Origin of the sequence: Aciduricibacillus chroicocephali (assembly GCF_030762805.1) — a bacterium.
Lineage (GTDB): Bacteria > Bacillota > Bacilli > Bacillales > Amphibacillaceae > Aciduricibacillus > Aciduricibacillus chroicocephali.
The window spans coordinates 262992-283370 of record NZ_CP129113.1 but is presented as its reverse complement, the minus strand read 5'-3'; the positions used below and the strand labels follow the sequence as shown (position 1 = coordinate 283370).

Here is a 20379-nt window from a genome sequence, read left to right as displayed (position 1 = left end):
CCAATTGAAAGGGAGTTTGACAAGAGTACGACAAAAAACCGATTGCTCGTTATATACAATCGGCTAAAGAAAGTTATCTGAGATCATTGAACTCCAGTCCCTTATCGCGCATGACATGCTGCAACGCTGTCCGAAAGCTGGCATGTACATGATACCGGCTTACATCGACACCTGCTGTTACAATCGCCCGAACAAACTCAGGAGAAAAACCGACAAACACCGTTTTTACGCCCATAACATCAAGGGCGCTGTTCAACTGCGACACCTGACAACTAAGCCCGTCCAGACCCATCCGGTCCACATCATTCAGATTTATACCTGTGAAGTCTATCAAAACAGTGTCTGAACCATCGTTCGCTATCGTATTCAATACCTTTTCTTGTATCAGTTGAAAACGCTGCTCTGTCAACGTCCCCATAAGCGGAACAAGAATTGTCTCCGGGATGATAGAAGGAATTATTGGTGCGGAAAGCTCTTCCACGAGCTGCTCATACTCCCTGAGTCTCGCTTTAAGCTCATCTATTTCATTGCTCATTCTTTAAATCTCTCCCTGCATGCGATTCATCATGAAGTCTTAAAACGCGATTGTTTTTCTAAATCTTAAGAATGAAAGCATAAAAGCCACACATGATTTCAATAATATATCGGTTAATTGGTATATTGTAAATGACTTCCCGTACACAATACATTAACTCTATTCGACAAGACCCGTTAAAAACCCTTTTTTCCCGTCATGTTATAATGGGGAATGATGGAGGTGGACAAGCCCATGCTTATTTTATTGACAATGCTTTTGATGGGTCTGCTTCTCGGTTTCATTGGAGCCGGAGGCGCTGGGTCCATCATTGCGATATTGACCATTTTTTTCGGTATTCCGATTCATACTGCGCTCGGCACTTCACTGCTTGCGATGGTATTTACATCGCTTTCGGGGACATACAGCCATTTCCGCGAGCGTAATACAATTCTTTCTGTCGGCTTGGCAACAGGAATCTTTGGTGCCATCGGCGGATTCACAGGTTCACAACTTTCTTATCTCATACCAGCAGACAATCTGAAATGGCTCACAGCTTCGATGCTATTTCTCTCTTCATTACTCCTGGCTATACGCGTATTTAGGGGTTTCGGTGTATTCGCAGATTCTCAGCCCGAAATCCCATCCCCGAATAGTTTCAAATTCTGGGCTGCTGCTGTCGGTGTCGGTATTATTACCGGTATTCTCTCGGGTCTTTTCGGTATTGGTTCGACTCCGTTTATCCAAATTGGCCTGCTTACATTCTTTGGCCTGACAATCCAGCAATCTGCAGGTACAACGATGCTTGTCATCCTGCCAATTGCACTAATGGGAGGATTCGGTTACTTCACTCTCGGTTTTATCGATATCAAGCTATTCATTGAAGTAATTGGCGGCACAGTGATCGGTTCCTATATAGGTGCAAAATTCACATCAAGACTTCACCTTCTAATTTTAAAAATAGCTATGATTTCTGTGCCGGCTGCTGGGGGATTGATCCTGTTATTCGGACATTAAAAGAGGCCGGGACATAACTAAATTTGCCTGGGTAAAAGACGAACAATCAATCCGATGACTATAGCAAGGCTGGTTGTAACTCGTCGGATTTCCGTTGCAGGCGAATACTTTCCACGGGCATGGCTTCAGCTAAATTCCAGGCAAAGAACGCCTGGAATGTTATCTTCAGCTCATGCTATTCCCGTTGGAGTCGTCGCCTTCCACTGCAATCCTGGATAGAACGTCAGACATAGCGGAGAAAAAATGCGAGACTCCCGCGGGAAGATAGCTAAAATCGGTCGCGTCCTGCGACCAACGCTATCACTAGGCATCCTGCCGTCGAAACAAGCGTACTGAGCCAGTGAGGCGCTTGCGCCACAATGGCTCAGTGCTTGCCCGCAGGTAAAGAAAGACACTGAGAAAGCGACTGAAAAGGTAGCTTGAACAGATGTCGCACTTATGCTCTTGGGTGAAAGCGAGCATTCTTTTCGCAGCGGCGACTTATCCCAAAATACTTTTAAAAATCTATACTTGAAAATGAATAAACCGAACTAAGGCAAAATTTCTCTTTGCTTTAGTTCGGGTTTTCTTTAGGCTGAAACACTTCTGTCCCAGCCTCTTTTTCTATGCTCCAGCTACATCCCGCTTCGTGAAGGAAATCCAGGAGACTGCAAGGAAAACAATATAGTAGACGACGAGTACAGTAATTGAAAAGCCGAGTGACGTGCCTTTGAACAGTGGAACGCCTGTCGTATATTGTGTCAAATCCGTATTAGCGAAGAGAATATATTTTGCCCATGATTTATTGGCCAGGAAGACAACAATGCTACTTCCTGCCATCATGAGGAAAATAGAAATACCAATGGATAGAGCGCTGTTTTTAAATAAAGTCGAGATTGCAAATGCGAATGTTGCCATCATTACAAGGTTTACGAGCTTAAAACCATAGTCCTTGAAGATGATTCCAATAATCGATTCATAAAGGACTTTGCCATCTGAATAAATAGCGACTTTCGGATTCAGACCATCCACTCCAACAAAAATTGCGCCTGCCACCCATGCTACAACGATGAAAAGCACGAGACTGATCAGTGCAAAAAGCAGAACTGAAATATATTTTGACAACAATATCTTCGTTCTCGTCATCGGACGAATCAGCAAGAGCTTGATTGTCCCCCATCTATACTCATTTGCAACAATTCCGGCAGCAACAATAATTGTCAGCAAGCTTAACATGGACAGGAAGTCCTTTGCATCCAGTACATATTGCCATGCGCCGTAATTAAGAGGCTTAATATCATTTTTTAGATAATAATTGTTTGTCTTAATCTGTCCCATCTTATATTCAATAAAACTGGCATCGCCTGCAAAATCGGGATTCTTTACATCTTTCTCATATGCCTTATTCTCTTTTTGCAGCTTCTCCTGCCAATTATTATCAGTATATTTGTTTGCTTCATCAGGTTTTAAAAGCAGTACACTGAAAAACGCCAGAACGGCAAGAACTATTAGCATAATCCAAGTGGATTTCTGGATAAACAGCTTCATTTGTTCGTTGCGTATCAGATTAAACAATTGTATTCTCTCCAATCAGATCAAAGAATTTTTCTTCCAATGTCGCTTTTCCTGCGCCAACTTGATAGATTGCTATATTGTCGCGAACGAGCATGGCGACAATCTCCGGCAATCTCTCCTTCGGGCACTTGAACCTGAGCAGATCACCTTCAGCTTTCGCTTCAATTTTGTCGTAAGCAAACAACAATGAACGTGTCTTTTCTAGCGGTACTGCTTCAAGAATAACATCCTGCAAAGCTGGTACATCCGGTTTTTCAGCCTCTCTGACCGCTTCTACTGCGACCATTTTTCCATTCTGGATTAGACCGACACGGTCACACATCAGCTCAATTTCAGAGAGCAAGTGGCTAGAAATGATAACTGCGACATTCTCCTTTTCAGCCAAATTCCTGATGTGCTGCCGCATTTCACGAATTCCAGCTGGATCGAGGCCGTTTGTCGGTTCATCAAGTATAAGAACAGAAGGCTTATGTAACAGAGCTTGAGCAATACCGAGTCGTTGTCTCATTCCAAGTGAATACTTTCCAACTTTCTCCTTCATTGCTTTTCCAAGGCCGACAAGCTCAACTACTTCCTTGATGCGCTCTTTTGTAACTCCTTTTTGCATGCGGGAGAAATGAACAAGGTTTTGCCAACCCGTCATAAATGGATAAAGCTCAGGGTTCTCTACAATAGCCCCGATTTCACGTGCAGCTTCTTTGTATTCTGATTTGATGCTCTTACCGCAGATCCGAATTTCCCCGCCTGAAAGCTTCATCAGTCCAACCATCATACGGATTGTAGTCGTTTTACCGGCTCCGTTCGGACCGATAAAGCCAAATACTTCTCCTTTATTAATCGTAAATGTAATACCTTTGATTATTTCTTTTCTGCCAATCGACTTCCTGACGTCGACAAGCTCCATCGCCTTCTCTGTCATCAAAAAGCCTCCTCTTTATTTTTTTGTTCAAAAAGTGATACGAGCCAAGATGTGGTGTCCATATTGTATCGATCCCGGATTCCATCGACTGTTTCTGTCGCAATGACATTTCCATAACTCAAAACAATGAGTTCATCAAAAAGCGGTTCTGCTTCCTGAATCTCGTGTGTAGACATGACAATTGTTTGTTTCTCTGGGTCAGTGTAGCGGATCAAGCCCTTAGCTATTTGCCTGCGCACCATTGGATCAAGCCCTGAAAAAGGCTCATCCAATAAATAAAAGTCTGCCTCTCTTCCAAAGGTGGCTGCAATTTTCAATCTGCCTCTATTGCCTTTGGATAAAGATTTTAGTTTCTCCTCCAACGGAACACTCAAGAATTCCGCAACATCCAACGCCTTCTCCATGACAAAGTCGGAAAACTGGCTTTCATAGTATTCGAATATTTGCCTCGCATTGAAATAAGGAAAGAAATTATCAGTATCTGTCATATAGGCAATCTTGTTTGCGGTACGTCTAGTCACAGTCTCTCCTGAAAGCTCCACATAGCCTGAGTCCGCTTGGAGCAAACCAGCCATCAGCTTAAGCAACGTAGTCTTACCGCTGCCATTAGGTCCAATTAGGCCGATCATCTTTCCTCTGTCAACCTTTAGTGAAACGTTGTTCAAGACTTGCCGCTTACCGTAGGCAACATTAACATTACGAAGCTTAATCATTTTCACTCCCCCCTCCCTTCCAAAAATCGAGCCATTTCTTCTGCAGTAAAGCCATAGCTTTCTGCCTTTTTCATAAATGACTCAACTAGCTGGGACTTCAAATTTTCACGAATTTCCTGCAGTTTCCTTTTATCCTGGGATGCAAATGATCCTTGGCCCCGCTTCGTTTCCGTCACACCCAACTGTTCCAACTCCTTATAAACGCGCTGCATTGTGTTCGCATTTACACCGACTTCAAGTGCGTACTCCCGCACGGATGGCAATTTTTCACCTGGCGCTATTGCGCCGCGGATAACTTCACCGATGATATGTTCTACAAGTTGCTGATAGATTGGCCGATCCGGCAGAAATTCCATGCCCATGCTAGCACCTCACTTTTTTGTTAAAGAGGATTATTGCCAGTGTCACCAGAGCAATGTTCAGAAAGAGGTCAAATAGCAAATCTCCAATAGAAAGAAAACCCGAAGCGATAAATTCAAAGTCTCCTGATTTATAGGTGAAGACACCAATATCCAAACCTTTCATTTTAAACACACTCTTGTATAAATCCGTCTCTTGGAACTTGCTGTATCCATACATGTACAAACAATAAAGGATTATCGTGAGCACTAAGCTCACCTTCCCCAGGTGAGGGCGTAATAATTGATAAAGCACCCAAAATATTAATCCCATAAAAGCTGCGCTTAAAGATAAATAGGCAAGAATGGCTAGCAAGTTTAACTCAATTCCAATCATTTCACTAAAGCCGTAACTCGCATTTGAATTGAAATAGGTCAAAGTTACAATAATTTCTGTCAAAATGATCATTGCAATACCGGTTAAAGCTGAAAGAAAAACTTTCACTGCAAACAGTTTTACACTGCTGGCTGGTGTATGAAGCCAAACATCCGGGTGCTTCATGTCATGATGCAATAACCAAATCATTACAACTGTTGGAATAAATACACCGAGAAGGACGGTTATAAAACTCATTCCCACAACAAGATCATGCAGTAAAGTATCTCTTGCAAGCGTCTTCTGTAAAATTAAAGGAAGCACGATCAGACTAGCATTATAGAAGCCCAGTCCCAAACAGATCTCTGTCCGCATCCAGTACCAATCCTTTTTAAAAAGACCGACAAACTGCTTTATGGCACACACCTCCAAAACCCAAATTAGTATACTAGTTAAATAGTACACTATAAAAACTGGAAAATGAAGAGTTTTTGGATATTTTTACAAATTAAAAGAACATCATCCATTTAAGGTGATGTTCAATACTGTAAATATTTTGTTTTCCTTTTTTCCATAAAATGAACAAAAAGCAGACTGCCAATTGCAATTGCGCCACCGATAAGTGAAACCGTATGAGGCCATTCACCAAGCCAAACAAAAGCAATGATGAGTGCTAGCGGAGGCTCAAGGTACATCATCGTGGAAACTGAACCCGGATCGCCAATGGATAGAGCCATTGCCCAGATGACGTAGGCTAGCGCCGCTGCGAACACACCGACATATACAGCAGAAAGATGCGCCTGTAAGGTAGCCTCCCTCAAGTTATTGATGACTCCTGGTGCGAAAACGAGCATAGGGAGTGTACCTGCCCATGTAAAATATGCAGTTAATTCAATTGCGTTATACTTGCCAAGGAGAGGCTTTTGAAAAACGAAGAAAACAGAAGTTGCGATAACAGCCATGAGGACGAACAGAACACCTCGGGACAGCGCGAACCCTCCGGAAGAACCGAACGCAACGATAGCTATACCGATAAAACCGATACCGAGTCCTGACCACTTAATCGTGTTCATTTTTTCATTTAGAACAACGACTGAAATAATTGTTGTAAAAATCGGTGCCGACCCGACGAACAAAGCAGCTGTCCCGGAGTTTACAGTTTGCGAGCCAAAGGTAATACCGCAATGATACATTGTAATACCAACTAATCCGAGGATGAAGATTCTTGGCAAATCTTGCTTTCTCGGCAGGCCTAATCTAACTTGCGGCAAAAAGCAACCGATTACAAATACAAGTGAGGCAATGAGAAAACGCACAAGGATAAGATGTCCCGAAGTATAACCGCCTTGGAGACTGGCACGTATTGCTGGAAAAGCCGAAGCCCAAATTGTAACCGTAATAAGCGCGAGAAAAAAAGTTTTTTTGTTCATTTTCTCAGCCCTTTCATTAATAATGAATGTGAATTATAATACTACCCATCTTAATACAAGGGAACGATTGAAACAATGAGTGTGAAAATGTTGGGGGAAGAGGAGAAACCAGGAATGTTGAATATATATCTCGTCCAAAAAAATACAGATCCTGAGCTGATCGAAATCTTGGAGATGAATGATAAAGTCAAGCTCATCGACCAAGCGCCTTTCCCTAAAGAAGCTTTCTGGAACATTAACCGGCTGGAGCCTGATGCTGTTCTAGTCGACCTGGACGGCTCACCTGAAGAAGGAATAGAACTCGCAAAGCATCTTAACCACCTTAAGACACCGCCACTGCTTATTTTCGCATCTTCTGACGACACATATGCCCCGCAGGCAATTGGACTTGGAGCTGTTGATTACATCGTCAAGCCCTTTACGAAGAAACGATTGCAAAAATCTGCTGATACATTAGTGCATTATTATAATCAGACATATAGTAAAAGCAATACGACGGAAAAGAAATCATATAAGCGCATGCGTGCACGTAATAAATATACTGATAAATTCCTTATCAAACTCAAAGAGAGCATCATCGTTATCAACACCGACGAAATTGTTTATATCGGAACTGAGAACAGAAAAGTATTCGTTAAAACGCTTGAAGGAAAATATACTGTAGACACACCGCTTTATATACTTGAAAGACGGCTTGGCCCTTCTTTTGTCCGCATCCATCGAAGCTTCATTGTGAACATTTACTATCTTATTGAAATTCAGCCATGGTTCAATGACACATATAACCTGCTCTTCAAGGATGGTTCACGTACTCCAGTCAGCAGGACATATGTGAAAAGTTTCAGAAAGACTTTAGGATTTTAAAGGGATGCTCTAAGCAATGTTTTTGAAAGCATGCGAATTTTTTAGTATTTCCGGTTTTTTTCTGAGGGATCCAGGCAATAATAGATGAAGTGTCCAAGATTGGGCACTTCATCTTTTTTAGTCCCAAAGCCTTAACAAGGTGTCTTTGTTTTAACTCAAAGAAAACCACTTGCTTTTATCAAAAATCGTCCTGTTTTCCATTTCGTTTTATGCATTCTGTAATTCGTCATGTTTCAACGTCGCTTTGTTTATATTTTTCAACAGAAAGCGTTTTCCTTAATACAATTAGGGCAACTTATAAGTACAGCAAATACATGCATGTTCAAAATCCTTGTTGCAAGGGCTTTCAGCCAGTCATAAAAAAGAATGACCCGCTGACTGTATCCAATTAATACTGCCATTTTTACAACCGCTTACTCAAATTTAAAAGGAGTTGTGTCATCATGACTTCCATTGACGAAAACAACAAAACAACAGCACAAGACGTATCAGTCATGGCAAACGAAGACAAGACTTTGCGTCCGAATGGCCAAGCAGACCGTACAGTAGGGCCGCTTTCGTACATGTTCATGTGGATTGGCGATGGTGTTAATCTCGGAAACATGACACTTGGTGCCAGCGTAGTCGTAGCTGGTCTGGCAACATTGAATATTTTCCAGACATTTGCTGCAGCAATCATTGCCATTGGGATCATTTCCCTTATCTTTGCGTTAAATGATCGTGTTGGTTACCGTACCGGTGTACCTTATGTAGTGCAACTGCGTATGTCGTTTGGGTTAAAAGGAACGATTATTTCCTCCCTTCTACGCGCAGTACCAGCCGTTATCTGGTATGGTGTCCAGAGTTGGATTGGGGCTACTGCCCTTAACGAAATACTTAAGATTTTCACTAGCGGCGGCTTCGATAGCATTGCAATCTGCTTCGTCGCACTTGTTATTTTCCAAGTTGTCCTTTCTCTCTTTGGTTTCCATGCTATCAAATGGGTTGAAGCAATCGCTTCCGTTGTAATCATGCTTGGTCTTATCTATGTGTTCGTTAAACTGCTTGGTTCACATAGCACGGCAATAACTGATAACTGGGTTCATGCAAAAGGTACTTGGGGCGTTCATTTCTTCGGGATGATCATGGTCTTCCTTGGAAACTATGCTGCCATCTTCCTCAGTGCTTCTGATTACTCTCGTGAATTGAAGGCTGGCTATAGTGATGGCAAGCGAGGAATGCTGTACTTCCTGCCTATCCTGGTCGCTTATGGATTCGTTTTGATACTTGGTGTCATGCTTGCATCTGCAACAGGTAATTCAAACCCTGTTAAAGCATTCGCAATTGTTGTAGATAACCCATACATTACAGTAGGCGTTTCTATGTTCATCGTTCTTGGCGTTGTCGCGACAAACATGGTCGCAAATATCATTGCACCAACATATGTAATTCAATTATTTACAAAAATGCCATATAAGGCAGCAGCAACAATTGCAGGCCTTCTTGCATTGGTCTCCTTCCCATGGGTGCTCGTAAAAGATTCATCCTCAGAAGGTCTGAACATGTTCGTTTTGATTTACTCAGCATTCCTAGGGCCACTCGTAGCCATTCTGTTGCTTGAATACTATGTATTACGTAAACAGAAAATGAATGTGGAAGAACTCTATGATAAAAATGGTGCATTTGCAGGCTATAATCCGGCAGCCTTTACAGCTTTGCTAATTGGAGCAGCCGCTGCCTTCATTGAAGTTGATCTTGCCTGGATCATCGGTTTCATTGTTGCAGGCATAGCCTACTTCCTACTGATGAAATTCGGATTCAAAAATTCACCTTTCAAAAAAGGAACAATATTCGAAAAGAAGCACGCTGAGTGATTAATCACCTGCTTGCATGATAAGATTTAATAAAGGCAGGCTGATGACATCAGCCTGCCTATTTTCTAAGGAGAGATGAAGCATGACATACGATTTGATAATCAAAAATGGCAACGTAGTTTTTTATGATGAAGTTAGAAAAGCAGATATTGGCATCAAAAATGAGAAAATTGCTTGCATAGCTGATAAAATCGATGAAGAAGCTGCCAAGACCATTGATGCAAATGGCCAGTACGTCATGCCAGGAATGATTGATACGCATGTCCATATCAGTGAACCAGGGAGAACCGAATGGGAAGGCTTTGTTACAGGCTCCCAGGCTCTTGCAGCTGGTGGTACAACAAGTTATGTTGAAATGCCGCTAAACGCTCTCCCGGCGACAACAAACAAAGCAGCCCTTGACCTAAAAATTGAAGCTGCAAAAGGAAAAAACTATGTAGACTACAGTTTTTACGGCGGTTTGATCCCAGGGAACATCCACCAGCTTGAGGAACAAGCAAAAGGCGGCGTAAAAGCTTTCAAATGCTTCATTTCCGACTGTGGCAGCGATATTCCTGAAGACTTTGCCAATGTAGATGATTATACTCTCTACAAAGGAATGCAGAAGCTCGCTGAACTTGATCAGCTACTTTGCATTCATGCAGAGAATCCGGATATTACAAGAAGACTTGCAGAGGATAAAATGCGCGAAGGCAAGACAACAGGTGTTGACTATGCAGAAAGCCGTCCAATCTTTACTGAAGTCGAAGCAGTTAAGCGTGCCATTCTCTTCGCTAAAGAAACTGGATGCAAACTTCATTTAGTACACATCAGCACCTCTGAAGCTATTCAAGAAATTCTTAAAGCGCAACGTGAAGGTCAAGATGTAACAGTCGAATCATGCCCACACTACTTTGCTCTTTCAGCAGAAGATGTAGATGCAATCGGACCAAAGGCAAAATGTCAGCCTCCATTGCGTAAAAAAGCAGACCAGGAAAGACTTTGGGATGAACTGCTTGCAGGTAATATCGGCTGGCTTACATCAGACCACTCCCCTTGCACTTGGGACTTGAAAGATGCTCCTCTCTTTGAAGCATGGGGCGGGATTAGCGGCTGCCAGAACAACGTTGACCTTATGTTCGACCTTGCTGTTAAGCAGCGCAACATGCCGGTTGAACAGTTCGTTCATCTAATCGCAACAAATCCATCCAAGCGTTTCAACTTCCCGAACAAAGGAGAAATTGCGCTTGGTAAGGATGCTGATATTATTTTTGTAGATCCGAATCAGAGCTATACACTGAAGAGTGAGGACCTGTATTATAAAAATAAATTCAGCGCCTATGAAGGTTTTGATATCGGCTGCCGTGTGACAAAAACAATTTTGCGCGGTAATATTGTCTTCGATTTGAATGAAGGTATTGTCGGCGAACCAAAAGGAAAACTAATGCTCGAAAACAACTAATGTTTCAACTGATAAAGCAGGGATATTTGCATCCCTGCTTTTTTGTTTGCCCAAAATGGCTGATTTATGCTCACTTTCCCACTAGGCTCCTTTTAACCAAGCATGATGTCCAGTACCATCATCAGTGTAAATCCGATAATCAGAAAAGCCGAAGCGAGATCCCCATTCCCTTCTTCATGTGCGGCAGGCACCACTTCCTCGACGACAACAAATATCATTGCTCCAGCGGCAAAACTAAGTGCATAAGGAAGAAGCGGTTGAAAGAGCCCGACAGCCAGGACGCCAACAACAGCGGCAACAGGTTCAACAAGACCAGAGAGCTGACCATACATGAAGCTTCTTCTCCTTGAAAGTCCCTCACGCCGCAACGGCATAGAAACAGCAAAACCTTCTGGGATATTTTGCAAACCTAACCCAACTGCCAGAATGAGTACACTCGCAAACTCTGCTCCCCCAAGGGAAACAGCTCCTATTGAAACGCCAATTGCGAGCCCTTCTGGAATATTGTGCAAAGTGATTGCGAGCACAAGCAATGTACTACGCTTTTTCTTGTGGGACTGGATTCCTTCCGCCTGTGCCAATCCCATATTCGGATGCAAATGAGGCAAGAGTTTGTCCACTGCCCAAAGAAAAAAGCCCCCTAGAATGAAACCAGTTGCAGTTGGAATCCAAGCACTCGTACCAGCTTCATCCGCCATTGCAGCTGCAGGTTTAAGGAGCGACCAGAAGCTTGCTGCAATCATGACACCACCAGCGAATCCAAGCATTGCATCCATGACTCTCTGGTTGAAGTCCTTTGAAGCAAAGACAAATGAGGCACCGAATGCCGTCATCAACCAAGTGAAAGTTCCTATAAGCAGAGCCTGCTCCAATGGGGTAAATGTGATGAATGTATCCACCTGTGTAACCTCATTTCTTCAAATCGATCAGCTAGAATAATATATGCAAGGTTGGTAGACATTCATACCGTGAGCATTTTATCATTTCGCCTTCTGATTAAAATTTGGATGCGCTCAAAGGACTTTTCATATTTCTATATTATGTTAAGGTTACTTCCTAAAAATCGCCTTAATCCTAACAAGACAAGCGTCGTTATTCGTGTTAGAGTAAAAGGAGCACCATAATACTGCTATGATGCAGAAGATGTTCGAAATCCTCCATCTCTAAAAAACTAGGAAGCCAACAGCATGCTTCTTGGTGCTGTCTTTTTTGCTTTAATCAAGGACGCTTTTCGGGCTCTTCTTGCAAGTCGAGAGGAGAAACTATAAATGAAAAAGAAAGAAAAAGCTGTCGTCGTTTTCAGTGGCGGACAAGACAGTACGACATGTCTGTTTTGGGCTCTGGAACGTTTCGAAACGGTTGAAACAGTTACATTCCAATACGGACAGCGGCATGCAGCAGAGCTTGATTGCGCCCGTGCAATCTGTGAAGAACTTGGTATCCGCCAGCATGAACTTAATATGGATTTGCTTAACCAGCTTGCTCCAAATGCGTTGACCCGTGATGACCAGGAGATCGAGACGGGCGAAGACGGTCTGCCGACAACGTTTGTACCCGGGAGGAATCTTGTATTCTTCTCCTTCGCTGCTATTCTTGCACGCCAAATTGGAGCTCGTCATATCATTACAGGTGTAAGCCAGACAGATTTCAGTGGCTACCCGGACTGCCGTGACGGTTTCATAAAAAGCTTGAATGTCACACTGAATCTCGCAATGGATGATGACTTTGTACTTCAGACACCTCTCATGTGGCTTGATAAATCAGAGGTTTGGGAACTGAGTGATCAGCTTGGAGCGTTTGACTTTGTTAGAGAAAAGACACTTACATGCTACAACGGCGTGATGGGTAATGGCTGTGGCACATGTCCTTCATGTGAACTGCGCAATCAAGGGCTTGAACAATATCTTGGACGCAGAACGGCAGGTGCTCTTAAATGATGCAACAAATCTATCCTGTACCACCACATGACTATATGTATGAACTAAATAAAGATTTTCACTTTGCAGCAGCACATTATGTTCCTCATGATGAAGCTGGTCCTTGCCAGCGCACCCATGGACATACGTATTTTGTCAATGTGACAGTTGCCGGCGATGTACTCGATGAACAAGGATTTTTGATAAACTTCAAAATGATCAAGGATTTGATTCATAAACGTTTTGACCATCGGATTCTAAATGATGATCCCCTATTCTCAAACGAGGAGGCCAATTACTTCCCGACAAGCGAAGTTGTTGCCAGAACCATTCATGAAGTCATCTCTGAACATCTTAGCGAACTTCCTAATAAGCCTGTATGTCTGCAAGTCTTCCTTCGCGAGACACCTACGAGCTACTGCGTGTACCGTCCGAAAGCAGGTGACCGATCATGAAGACACCCGTTATGGAAATCTTCGGCCCTACCATCCAGGGGGAAGGTATGGTCATTGGACAAAAAACAATGTTCGTTCGTACAGCGGGCTGTGATTACAGCTGTTCTTGGTGCGATTCCAAGTTCACTTGGGATGGCAGTGAGAAGGACAATATCCGTATGATGGAAGCAGAGGAAATCGTTCAGGAACTAGATAATCTTGCACGTGGAAGATACAATCATGTAACTATTTCTGGAGGGAATCCTGGTTTACTGAAGAGTTTGGGTGAACTGATTGAACTGCTCCATGAGCGTGGCCATAAAGTGGCGCTTGAAACCCAGGGGAGCAAATGGAAGCCATGGTTCAATGAAATTGATGAACTGACCATTTCACCGAAGCCACCAAGTTCCGGAATGGTGACAAACTATACTGTTCTCGATGAAATAATCCGCACATTGCAAGCTGAGCAGAAAGGGCGCTTCAGCTTGAAAGTCGTCATTTTTGATGATGCAGATTTCGACTACGCTGTTGATTTATATAAACGTTATCCAGATGCTGACTGGTACTTACAAGTCGGAAATGATGACTTGGTGACACTTGATGATGCTGCTCTCGTTGCACATTTGCTTCGCAAGTATGAAAAACTTATTGATCGAGTAATGGAGAGCACCGATTTAAATAACGTAAAAGTATTACCGCAACTCCATACGTATTTATGGGGGAACAAACGAGGTGTATAAAAAAATCAGCTATCCTAATATGGATAGCTGATTTTTTTATACCATTAACAAGTTTTACTTCTTCCATGCTTGCACAATTGACCGCAGCCGCTCTTGCTCTGATGCAAACTGGCTTACTCGATGGCCATTCGCTCCAGACGGATGTGGGAAGCCAAAGAGACAGCGTTCAGCACGTATCTTCTTCACCTCAGCAAGCTGTCCAAGTATTTCACCGACAGCCTTTCCAAGCGGGATGAGCAAGTATTCTCCCTCAATCAGACTGAGTTCTTCTGGAAACACTTTTTCAATGTATGGTTTCAACATCTCAACTCGATCCATTTTTGGTGCATGGCCTGTGTAATTTTTCCCATTTTTAAATATTGGGTATTTGATAATGGAAGTTGTATGCAGCAAGTCTGTACGTTCTTCGAATAATTCAGCGGAAGAAGAAAGATTAAATAAGGAGGAAATCCCGATACCGTCAAGCATCTGAATCAAATGTGTACGCATCGAACCGGCAAATCCGGCAGATTGTTTGGCGCGCTTGAGCATTACCTCAGTACTTGCTCCTTCTATTTCCGCCCGCTTCGCTGCTTCAAGAGCTGTTTTCATCTGTGACCAGCCCGGTGTGATTCCGACGATGACTACTCTTGCCGCAGTATTGATAACCTCATTATGCGGCGCATAGTACATCGTAAGCGGACCCTCTTCCTGCATAAGGAACCTACTACTTATACTTAGCAAATCCGCCTTTTTTAGCGGGAAATTTGCAGGCATTCCCGAGATTGCCTGCAAATAAGAGTCCACTTCTTCAATTTGCGGAGAAATCATTCTATTTCACCCTTCTACCGGATTCTTCGGCCCTGGAAAATCAAGTTGATAAAAGGCTAAATCGAGCCAGCGACCAAATTTGTAGCCTGCATTTTGTATCGTTCCTGAGTGGGTAAATCCGAATTTCTCATGCAATGCGATACTTGCTGGATTACTCGTGTCGATTCCAGCAACCATCGTCTTTATGCCTCTTTCGGAAGCTATGTCAATTAGCTCCTTGAGCAGCTGCGAACCAATACCTTTTCCTTTGCCTGTACTTGATACATATATGGAATGTTCAATTGCATATTTAAACGCAGGCCAAGGACGAAATGTCCCGTATGTTGCAAAGCCAAATACTTTGCCCAATTCCTCGTACACTAGAACTGGTTCTTGATTTGCCATTTTTCCAGCAAACCAACTCTTCCGCTCTTCAATTGTTTTCTCATCATAGTGATACACAGCCGTCGTATTAAGGATTGCATCATTATAGATAGTAAGTATTTCAGATAAGTCTTGTTCAACCGCATTTCGTATCATTGTCTTTCCTCCCTACAATTGATTAAGACCATTGAAAAATACATAACCTGCAAACCCCAGAAATAGAAGGCCCGATATAAGTGAAAGTCCCTTCATCATTTTCCCGCCAAGTACTTTACCACCAAGACTGCTAATATAGGCAAGTACTGCACCCCAAATAACAGATATAGATAGGAAACCTATGAAAAATGGCAGCAATCTGTCGAAAGAAACACCGCCAATAACGGTGGAAACGACGCTTCCTCCTACAGTTGCGAACCAGAGCAAAGTCGTTGGAGCCGATAGACCAATCCCCATACCCATAAGGAATTGCTGGAACAAATTACGCTTCTTCCGCTCTTCGTCATCTATGTTAAGCGACTTTGGCTTGAAAGCATCCCGAATGGAGTGGTAGGCGAGGAACAGCAGTACAACAGTTCCTGCAATCCAAAGAATCCAATGGAATATGCTGCTCGACTGCAAAAGCGCCGCAATTCCAAGTACTGAGCAGACTGCATAGACCATATCGCTGACAGTTGTTCCTAGCGCAAACAGCAAAGCTGCCAGAAAACCCTTAATAATGCCTGTCCGGATGAGCGCCACATTGGCAGTTCCGAGATCGAGCACCATAGACATACCGAGAAGAAAACCAGAGATGAATAATGTCATTATGCTTCAATCCTTTCCACAACAAAAAACCGCCCATAAAAGGCGGAGAATAATTACTTTTTAAATTATAACAGATAGTAAGTGACCAACTAAAGAAGAAAAAGAAAGATTCTAAGTTACGATTTTAGAATTAAAGCATACTTTCAATTTCTTTAAAAACCTGTTCGAAATCTGTCTGCTTCTCCTTAACGGAACCATTCAATTGTTCCGTCGTGTTACCTACCTTTCCAGCCTGCTCTTCAATTCTTTCAATATTAAGTCTAATGCTTCGAGTTGCTTCATCAACATTTTTTGATAGGCGTCTCACTTCATCTGCCACTACTTTGAACCCTTTGCCCTTTTCTCCGACACGAGCTGCTTCTATAGTTGCATTTAGAGCAAGCACATTTGTTTGTGAGGAAATCATCTGTATTTCTTTCGCCACTTCGCTTATTGCATCAACTTGCTCTCGCAGCGCAACAATTGCCTGACTTTTTTCGGCAGAATTCCGGGCAACTACATCAACGAGTTCCTGTGGCAATGTTTTCAGACGCTCAATAATTTTCAGTGTACCATTCTCCCGCTCAGTAATATCTGTAGCGATTTTCAGGATTGCTTCTACTTCATGTTTGTCATTAATAACCGGTATATATGTTGCTTCAAGCCACAACCGGCTTCCTTGTTTGCTGCGTCTTTCTACTTTAGCCTCGTACTTCTCCCCTGTAGACAAATGCTGCCATAAATCATGGTACCCTTGCGTTTGTGTATAATCTTTAAAACAAAGCTTTTCATGACGCATGCCTTTCAGTTCTCTCGTACTATAACCAAGCGTTTTTCGAAAATTTTCATTTGCCCAAATTACTTCTCGTTCCATGCTGAACTCGACCATTGCGAGGTTAACATCCATCGCCGCCAGTACTGCTGTTTCATTCAATGGTTGAGTACTCTTGGAAAGACTCATCTTACTCCTCCATATGAGGCAACCCAGCCATCATTGTCACAGCGACTTTAGACCTTGGGCTTTGCGTCCTGACTTTTCAATCAGTTTGCTTTTCACTTATTTAAAGTAAAGTGTATTACAACTTCTCCGGCAAGCCAATAAGTTTTTGAAATAATTTACTTAACCGTCAACATCCTACCATGATGAACGAGATGCCTTTTTTGTCTTGCCTCAACTTAAAACGCAAGTCTTGAAGAAAACAGTATTGATGCTCTGCTTAGTGAGATAGCTCTCACCCTTTTTCAAGAAAAAAGCCGGAAGCGTTAAATCTTAATCCGCCTCCGACTTCCTAATTATCTCTCACATGCATACCCGTCTTTATCCCGATCCATTTTAGACTGGTAGGCTGGGTGTCCCTCTGGCACGCCATCTGAATACTTTTTGCGCAGTTCTGTACAATTCTTAAATACTTCTGCGCTACCAGTCTTTAATACTGGTTCCTGTGTTGACTTTTCGACAGGCTGTTGTGTTCCTGCTTCCTTTGCACAGCCATTAAATCCACGACTGGAAACATAACCTTTCTTAGACCAAATATTAAGTTTCTTGTTTTTCGCAAATTCTTGTGCTTGCTCATACTGGTTCAAATACTTGTATGGCGGCTCATAAACATATGCAACACGAGCGAGCCCTTCCTTGATTAGTGTCTCCTGAACTGATTTCCCATCTACGAAAACATATGCGAGAAGGCGGCCATATTTGTCTGTCCTGCTTTTCTCAAATTCCAAAGTAAGCTTTCCGCTTTTTATGAGTTGTTCATTACGCTTGCTCGCTTTTTCTGCATAAGGTTGAATGCACTCTCCCGGCTTTTTTGACTCAGGTGTATCCATTAGCAAATAACGTACGGTTTCTTCCTTACCTTTATAATACACTTTGATTGTATCGCCATCGACAACTCTGGATAGCTTGACAGTTGCCTGATTTTTCGCCTGTACTGTTTCCCCATCTTTGGAAGTTTGAATATATTCGTTTTCTTCTTTCTTTTGCTGCACTTGTTCTTGTCCAGTTCCTTCTTGCTTTGATTCTTGTGATGAATCCGATTCATTTTGTTTCTGTTCCTTATCGCTACTACCTTGTTCCATCTCCGCACAGCCAGTCAGCACCAGACAAAAAGCAATCAGCGCAACAAAACCAACCGTTCCTCTGTTCGACTTATGTTTGTATAAAATACCGCTCATAACAGCAGCTGATAGACACAAAGACAATATAAACAATGTCATCAATACAATCCCTCCGACTTGAAGTGGCAATTTCTTGAATTACTCTGTTCATTATAGCAAAATGCCATTTTTAGGTGGCGGTTTCTATGAAAATTGTTTTACTTGGTCCGTGAATCTGCAAAAATAAAATTTTTAATTGAAATTGGCTTACAAAACAGAGTTTCAGGGAATGTATCATTAGTTTACATATAATTTGGGAAGGAAAAATGCCCATGGAACTCAAACACAGAAAAAAATTTGCGCGCACCATCGCCTTTTTAAAAATAATGTTTGCCTTCGCATGTTCTATTTTCACGAGGCGAGGAACAGGCAGGCCAATCGTTCTTGTCGGCGGAAATCTTGGCGAGAAATACGAAGATAATGCCTCCGTATTGCACAGTTATCTGACTCGAGAGCGAGCGGACCTAGACGTATACTGGCTATACGACCCGAGTACCAGCTACGTACAGGAAAAACAAATACCAAATGCAATTCCGCTTGGCAGCCTGCGCAATTATATGCTGTTTTTCAAAGCGGATTATTCATTTCATGGTCACTCCATCATCTATGATATCGCTCCGCATATTGAGAAATATATTTTCCTGAATCGGCGTACAATCATCACCCACGTAAGCCACGGAATTGAAGGTTTCAAGAAAATCCTCATTCAACCTGAAGATATTCCTTTATTGAAGCGCACAGATTACTTCAATTGCGCTTCACAGCACGAAAAGGATATCAAGCAATTTGAATGGAAAATTCCTGAGCAAAAGTTGACCATCACCGGTATGCCGCGTTTCGATCGCTTTGCTACAAATATACCTGCAAAGAAGGTTAAGCGTATTCTGATGATGATGACATGGCGTGAATGGCTGCTTGATCTTGATGAAGCAGCCTTCATGGAAAATAGCTATTTCCAGCAAACACAGAAGCTTGTCAGTAATCCACAAATCCGACAGCTGATACGAGATGGAGAACTTGAAATCATCTGCGCCCTGCATCCTTTCATGAAGAGATTTGAGTCTCATTTTCGGGGGTTGGCCAAGGACGAGCCCAACATCAAGTTTTTCAGCTTCAATGAGATTTCTATACAGGACGAGGTTATTCTTGCCGACATGCTGCTGACGGATTATACAAGTGTTTCTTGGGACTTCCTTTATATGAACAAGCCAATTATATTTTTCACATTCGATCTGGATGAGTTCGTTGCGAAACGTGGAACCTATATGGATTTGAATAAGGATTTGTATGGTTATAAAGCAGATACAATTGAAGAGGTACAAGAAATTTTGCGACATATCACAGCTGAAGGTGCGACTACAAACCCTTGGTATCCTATCGCCAACAAGTATATTGCCTATTTCGATAAACATCATTGCCAGCGCCTTGCAGATACAATTATCGGGCCCGCTCCTCAACTGAGTAAGCCTGGGGTGGCGATGAATAAGACTGTTGAAGAAACTTAAAAAAAGGACCTGTGACGCAGTACGACTGCGTCACAGGTCCTTTTAATCACATTATTGTACCTGGCCAACCTCTGTGAACGGCCAGATTCGAAAAACTGCTTTTCCGATTATTTTATTTTTTGAAAGGAGCCCAAAATAACGGCTGTCCTTACTCACTGCTCGATTATCACCAAGGACAAATAGAGACCCTTTAGGGACCTTCTCATATCCTGTCAGCTCTTCCAATGTAAAATCACCTGTATAGGACAGACCCGCTTTTTGACTTGGGGACTGCAAATAGGATTCATCGTATGCCTTACCGTTAATATACAAAATGTCATTCTTCATCACAATTGTATCTCCAGGCAGACCGATTATTCTCTTAACATAGCGGGCATCCTCATCCGGAGCATTGAACACAATAATATCAAACCGCTTATAATGGCTGAATTGGCTCAATTTATTGATGACAAGCTTATTCTCCTCTTGAAGGTTTGGATGCATAGATTCCCCTTTAACGACATAAGGGGCCAATAGAAAATGATTGATGATATAAGCAAAAATAATTGCGAAAAGTATAATCCTTACAAAAGACCAAATCTCTTTACCAACCGTATTCACGAAAGTCCCCCTTTATCGGTTTGACCGGAAAAATGTGCTTATGACCTCATTG

Annotated in this window: 22 protein-coding genes and 2 riboswitches; of the genes, 8 read left to right on the top strand and 14 right to left on the bottom strand. The window is 42.5% G+C overall.

Annotated elements, in window-relative coordinates:
* Positions 1 to 73: 73 nt before the first annotated feature.
* Entirely contained in the window at positions 74 to 535 is a 462-nt protein-coding gene (locus tag QR721_RS01560) for an STAS domain-containing protein (RefSeq protein ID WP_348028501.1), read from the bottom strand.
* Between the two features lie 234 nt (positions 536 to 769).
* On the opposite strand from QR721_RS01560, the gene QR721_RS01555 reads away from it, so the two are divergent.
* Complete coding sequence (locus QR721_RS01555; RefSeq protein ID WP_348028499.1) at positions 770 to 1531, top strand: sulfite exporter TauE/SafE family protein; 762 nt, start codon at positions 770 to 772, stop codon at positions 1529 to 1531.
* 603 nt (positions 1532 to 2134) lie between these two features.
* Here the strand turns inward: QR721_RS01555 and QR721_RS01550 are convergent.
* From QR721_RS01550 to QR721_RS01525, 6 genes are all read right to left on the bottom strand, one after another.
* Entirely contained in the window at positions 2135 to 3085 is a 951-nt protein-coding gene (locus QR721_RS01550; RefSeq protein WP_348028497.1) for a DUF2705 family protein, read from the bottom strand.
* Positions 3078 to 4004, bottom strand: coding sequence for an ABC transporter ATP-binding protein (locus QR721_RS01545; protein ID WP_348028495.1), 927 nt, complete (start codon positions 4002 to 4004; stop codon positions 3078 to 3080). Before QR721_RS01545 ends, QR721_RS01550 begins: the two co-directional genes overlap by 8 nt.
* Positions 4004 to 4717, bottom strand: a complete 714-nt coding sequence (locus QR721_RS01540) for an ABC transporter ATP-binding protein (protein WP_348028493.1) — start codon at positions 4715 to 4717, stop codon at positions 4004 to 4006. The genes QR721_RS01545 and QR721_RS01540 overlap by 1 nt, the downstream gene beginning before the upstream one ends.
* Positions 4718 to 4719: 2 nt before the next feature.
* Positions 4720 to 5079 (bottom strand): GntR family transcriptional regulator, encoded by a 360-nt coding sequence (locus tag QR721_RS01535; protein ID WP_348028491.1) that lies wholly within the window; start codon positions 5077 to 5079, stop codon positions 4720 to 4722.
* A gap of 1 nt (position 5080) precedes the next feature.
* The gene (locus QR721_RS01530) at positions 5081 to 5806 is read right to left on the bottom strand and encodes a hypothetical protein (protein WP_348028489.1); all 726 of its coding nucleotides are present in this window, start codon (positions 5804 to 5806) and stop codon (positions 5081 to 5083) included.
* Positions 5807 to 5970: 164 nt separating this feature from the next.
* The gene (locus QR721_RS01525) at positions 5971 to 6861 is read right to left on the bottom strand and encodes a DMT family transporter (RefSeq protein WP_348028487.1); all 891 of its coding nucleotides are present in this window, start codon (positions 6859 to 6861) and stop codon (positions 5971 to 5973) included.
* A 114-nt stretch (positions 6862 to 6975) separates the two neighbouring features.
* On the opposite strand from QR721_RS01525, the gene QR721_RS01520 reads away from it, so the two are divergent.
* From QR721_RS01520 to allB, 3 genes are all read left to right on the top strand, one after another.
* Positions 6976 to 7725: a LytR/AlgR family response regulator transcription factor gene (locus QR721_RS01520; protein ID WP_348028485.1), complete on the top strand. Its 750-nt coding sequence runs from the start codon at positions 6976 to 6978 to the stop codon at positions 7723 to 7725.
* A 494-nt stretch (positions 7726 to 8219) separates the two neighbouring features.
* Complete coding sequence (locus tag QR721_RS01515) at positions 8220 to 9578, top strand: NCS1 family transporter (protein WP_348029761.1); 1359 nt, start codon at positions 8220 to 8222, stop codon at positions 9576 to 9578.
* Between the two features lie 82 nt (positions 9579 to 9660).
* Positions 9661 to 11019, top strand: a complete 1359-nt coding sequence (allB, locus tag QR721_RS01510; RefSeq protein WP_348028483.1) for an allantoinase AllB — start codon at positions 9661 to 9663, stop codon at positions 11017 to 11019.
* 92 nt (positions 11020 to 11111) lie between these two features.
* Here allB and QR721_RS01505 read toward each other — a convergent pair whose 3' ends face one another.
* Positions 11112 to 11918, bottom strand: a complete 807-nt coding sequence (locus QR721_RS01505; RefSeq protein WP_348028481.1) for a ZIP family metal transporter — start codon at positions 11916 to 11918, stop codon at positions 11112 to 11114.
* A gap of 237 nt (positions 11919 to 12155) precedes the next feature.
* A riboswitch (PreQ1 riboswitch) is annotated at positions 12156 to 12200 on the top strand.
* Positions 12201 to 12287: 87 nt separating this feature from the next.
* Here QR721_RS01505 and queC point away from each other — a divergent pair.
* Genes queC through queE form a run of 3 tightly spaced genes read left to right on the top strand, consistent with a single transcriptional unit; the run spans position 12288 to position 14109 of the window.
* Entirely contained in the window at positions 12288 to 12956 is a 669-nt protein-coding gene (gene queC, locus QR721_RS01500) for a 7-cyano-7-deazaguanine synthase QueC (protein ID WP_348028479.1), read from the top strand.
* The gene (queD, locus tag QR721_RS01495; RefSeq protein ID WP_348028477.1) at positions 12953 to 13390 is read left to right on the top strand and encodes a 6-carboxytetrahydropterin synthase QueD; all 438 of its coding nucleotides are present in this window, start codon (positions 12953 to 12955) and stop codon (positions 13388 to 13390) included. The genes queC and queD overlap by 4 nt, the downstream gene beginning before the upstream one ends.
* Entirely contained in the window at positions 13387 to 14109 is a 723-nt protein-coding gene (queE, locus tag QR721_RS01490) for a 7-carboxy-7-deazaguanine synthase QueE (RefSeq protein WP_348028475.1), read from the top strand. The genes queD and queE overlap by 4 nt, the downstream gene beginning before the upstream one ends.
* A gap of 54 nt (positions 14110 to 14163) precedes the next feature.
* Here queE and QR721_RS01485 read toward each other — a convergent pair whose 3' ends face one another.
* The 5 genes from QR721_RS01485 to QR721_RS01465 all read right to left on the bottom strand — a co-directional run bounded on the left by QR721_RS01485 (position 14164) and on the right by QR721_RS01465 (position 18144).
* Positions 14164 to 14919, bottom strand: coding sequence for a hypothetical protein (locus QR721_RS01485; RefSeq protein WP_348028473.1), 756 nt, complete (start codon positions 14917 to 14919; stop codon positions 14164 to 14166).
* A 6-nt stretch (positions 14920 to 14925) separates the two neighbouring features.
* Positions 14926 to 15438: a GNAT family N-acetyltransferase gene (locus QR721_RS01480; protein ID WP_348028471.1), complete on the bottom strand. Its 513-nt coding sequence runs from the start codon at positions 15436 to 15438 to the stop codon at positions 14926 to 14928.
* A gap of 12 nt (positions 15439 to 15450) precedes the next feature.
* Complete coding sequence (locus tag QR721_RS01475) at positions 15451 to 16086, bottom strand: LysE family translocator (RefSeq protein ID WP_348028469.1); 636 nt, start codon at positions 16084 to 16086, stop codon at positions 15451 to 15453.
* A gap of 130 nt (positions 16087 to 16216) precedes the next feature.
* A complete protein-coding gene (locus tag QR721_RS01470; RefSeq protein ID WP_348028467.1) occupies positions 16217 to 17026 on the bottom strand; it encodes a methyl-accepting chemotaxis protein in 810 nt (269 codons plus the stop codon).
* A 14-nt stretch (positions 17027 to 17040) separates the two neighbouring features.
* A riboswitch (cyclic di-GMP riboswitch) is annotated at positions 17041 to 17126 on the bottom strand.
* A gap of 232 nt (positions 17127 to 17358) precedes the next feature.
* Positions 17359 to 18144 carry a thermonuclease family protein gene (locus QR721_RS01465; RefSeq protein ID WP_431189527.1) on the bottom strand — a complete coding sequence of 262 codons (786 nt, stop codon included), beginning with the start codon at positions 18142 to 18144 and terminating at the stop codon, positions 17359 to 17361.
* A gap of 350 nt (positions 18145 to 18494) precedes the next feature.
* Here QR721_RS01465 and QR721_RS01460 point away from each other — a divergent pair, with 350 nt between their 5' ends.
* Complete coding sequence (locus QR721_RS01460; protein WP_348028463.1) at positions 18495 to 19727, top strand: CDP-glycerol glycerophosphotransferase family protein; 1233 nt, start codon at positions 18495 to 18497, stop codon at positions 19725 to 19727.
* A gap of 51 nt (positions 19728 to 19778) precedes the next feature.
* On the opposite strand, the gene lepB is transcribed toward QR721_RS01460, so the two are convergent.
* Positions 19779 to 20327, bottom strand: a complete 549-nt coding sequence (lepB, locus tag QR721_RS01455) for a signal peptidase I (RefSeq protein WP_348028461.1) — start codon at positions 20325 to 20327, stop codon at positions 19779 to 19781.
* Positions 20328 to 20379 lie beyond the last annotated feature (52 nt).

Excerpts from the sequence above, each read along its gene's own strand:
- QR721_RS01560 (WP_348028501.1), bottom strand. The coding sequence starts at position 535 with ATGAGCAATGAAATAGATGAGCTTAAAGCGAGACTCAGGGAGTATGAG.
- QR721_RS01555 (WP_348028499.1), top strand. The coding sequence starts at position 770 with ATGCTTATTTTATTGACAATGCTTTTGATGGGTCTGCTTCTCGGTTTC.
- QR721_RS01545 (WP_348028495.1), bottom strand. The coding sequence starts at position 4,004 with ATGACAGAGAAGGCGATGGAGCTTGTCGACGTCAGGAAGTCGATTGGC.
- QR721_RS01540 (WP_348028493.1), bottom strand. The coding sequence starts at position 4,717 with ATGATTAAGCTTCGTAATGTTAATGTTGCCTACGGTAAGCGGCAAGTC.
- QR721_RS01535 (WP_348028491.1), bottom strand. The coding sequence starts at position 5,079 with ATGGGCATGGAATTTCTGCCGGATCGGCCAATCTATCAGCAACTTGTA.
- QR721_RS01530 (WP_348028489.1), bottom strand. The coding sequence starts at position 5,806 with ATGCGGACAGAGATCTGTTTGGGACTGGGCTTCTATAATGCTAGTCTG.
- QR721_RS01525 (WP_348028487.1), bottom strand. The coding sequence starts at position 6,861 with ATGAACAAAAAAACTTTTTTTCTCGCGCTTATTACGGTTACAATTTGG.
- QR721_RS01520 (WP_348028485.1), top strand. The coding sequence starts at position 6,976 with ATGTTGAATATATATCTCGTCCAAAAAAATACAGATCCTGAGCTGATC.
- QR721_RS01515 (WP_348029761.1), top strand. The coding sequence starts at position 8,220 with ATGGCAAACGAAGACAAGACTTTGCGTCCGAATGGCCAAGCAGACCGT.
- allB (WP_348028483.1), top strand. The coding sequence starts at position 9,661 with ATGACATACGATTTGATAATCAAAAATGGCAACGTAGTTTTTTATGAT.
- queC (WP_348028479.1), top strand. The coding sequence starts at position 12,288 with ATGAAAAAGAAAGAAAAAGCTGTCGTCGTTTTCAGTGGCGGACAAGAC.
- queD (WP_348028477.1), top strand. The coding sequence starts at position 12,953 with ATGATGCAACAAATCTATCCTGTACCACCACATGACTATATGTATGAA.
- queE (WP_348028475.1), top strand. The coding sequence starts at position 13,387 with ATGAAGACACCCGTTATGGAAATCTTCGGCCCTACCATCCAGGGGGAA.
- QR721_RS01485 (WP_348028473.1), bottom strand. The coding sequence starts at position 14,919 with ATGATTTCTCCGCAAATTGAAGAAGTGGACTCTTATTTGCAGGCAATC.
- QR721_RS01480 (WP_348028471.1), bottom strand. The coding sequence starts at position 15,438 with ATGATACGAAATGCGGTTGAACAAGACTTATCTGAAATACTTACTATC.
- QR721_RS01475 (WP_348028469.1), bottom strand. The coding sequence starts at position 16,086 with ATGACATTATTCATCTCTGGTTTTCTTCTCGGTATGTCTATGGTGCTC.
- QR721_RS01470 (WP_348028467.1), bottom strand. The coding sequence starts at position 17,026 with ATGAGTCTTTCCAAGAGTACTCAACCATTGAATGAAACAGCAGTACTG.
- QR721_RS01465 (WP_431189527.1), bottom strand. The coding sequence starts at position 18,144 with ATGGAACAAGGTAGTAGCGATAAGGAACAGAAACAAAATGAATCGGAT.
- QR721_RS01460 (WP_348028463.1), top strand. The coding sequence starts at position 18,495 with ATGGAACTCAAACACAGAAAAAAATTTGCGCGCACCATCGCCTTTTTA.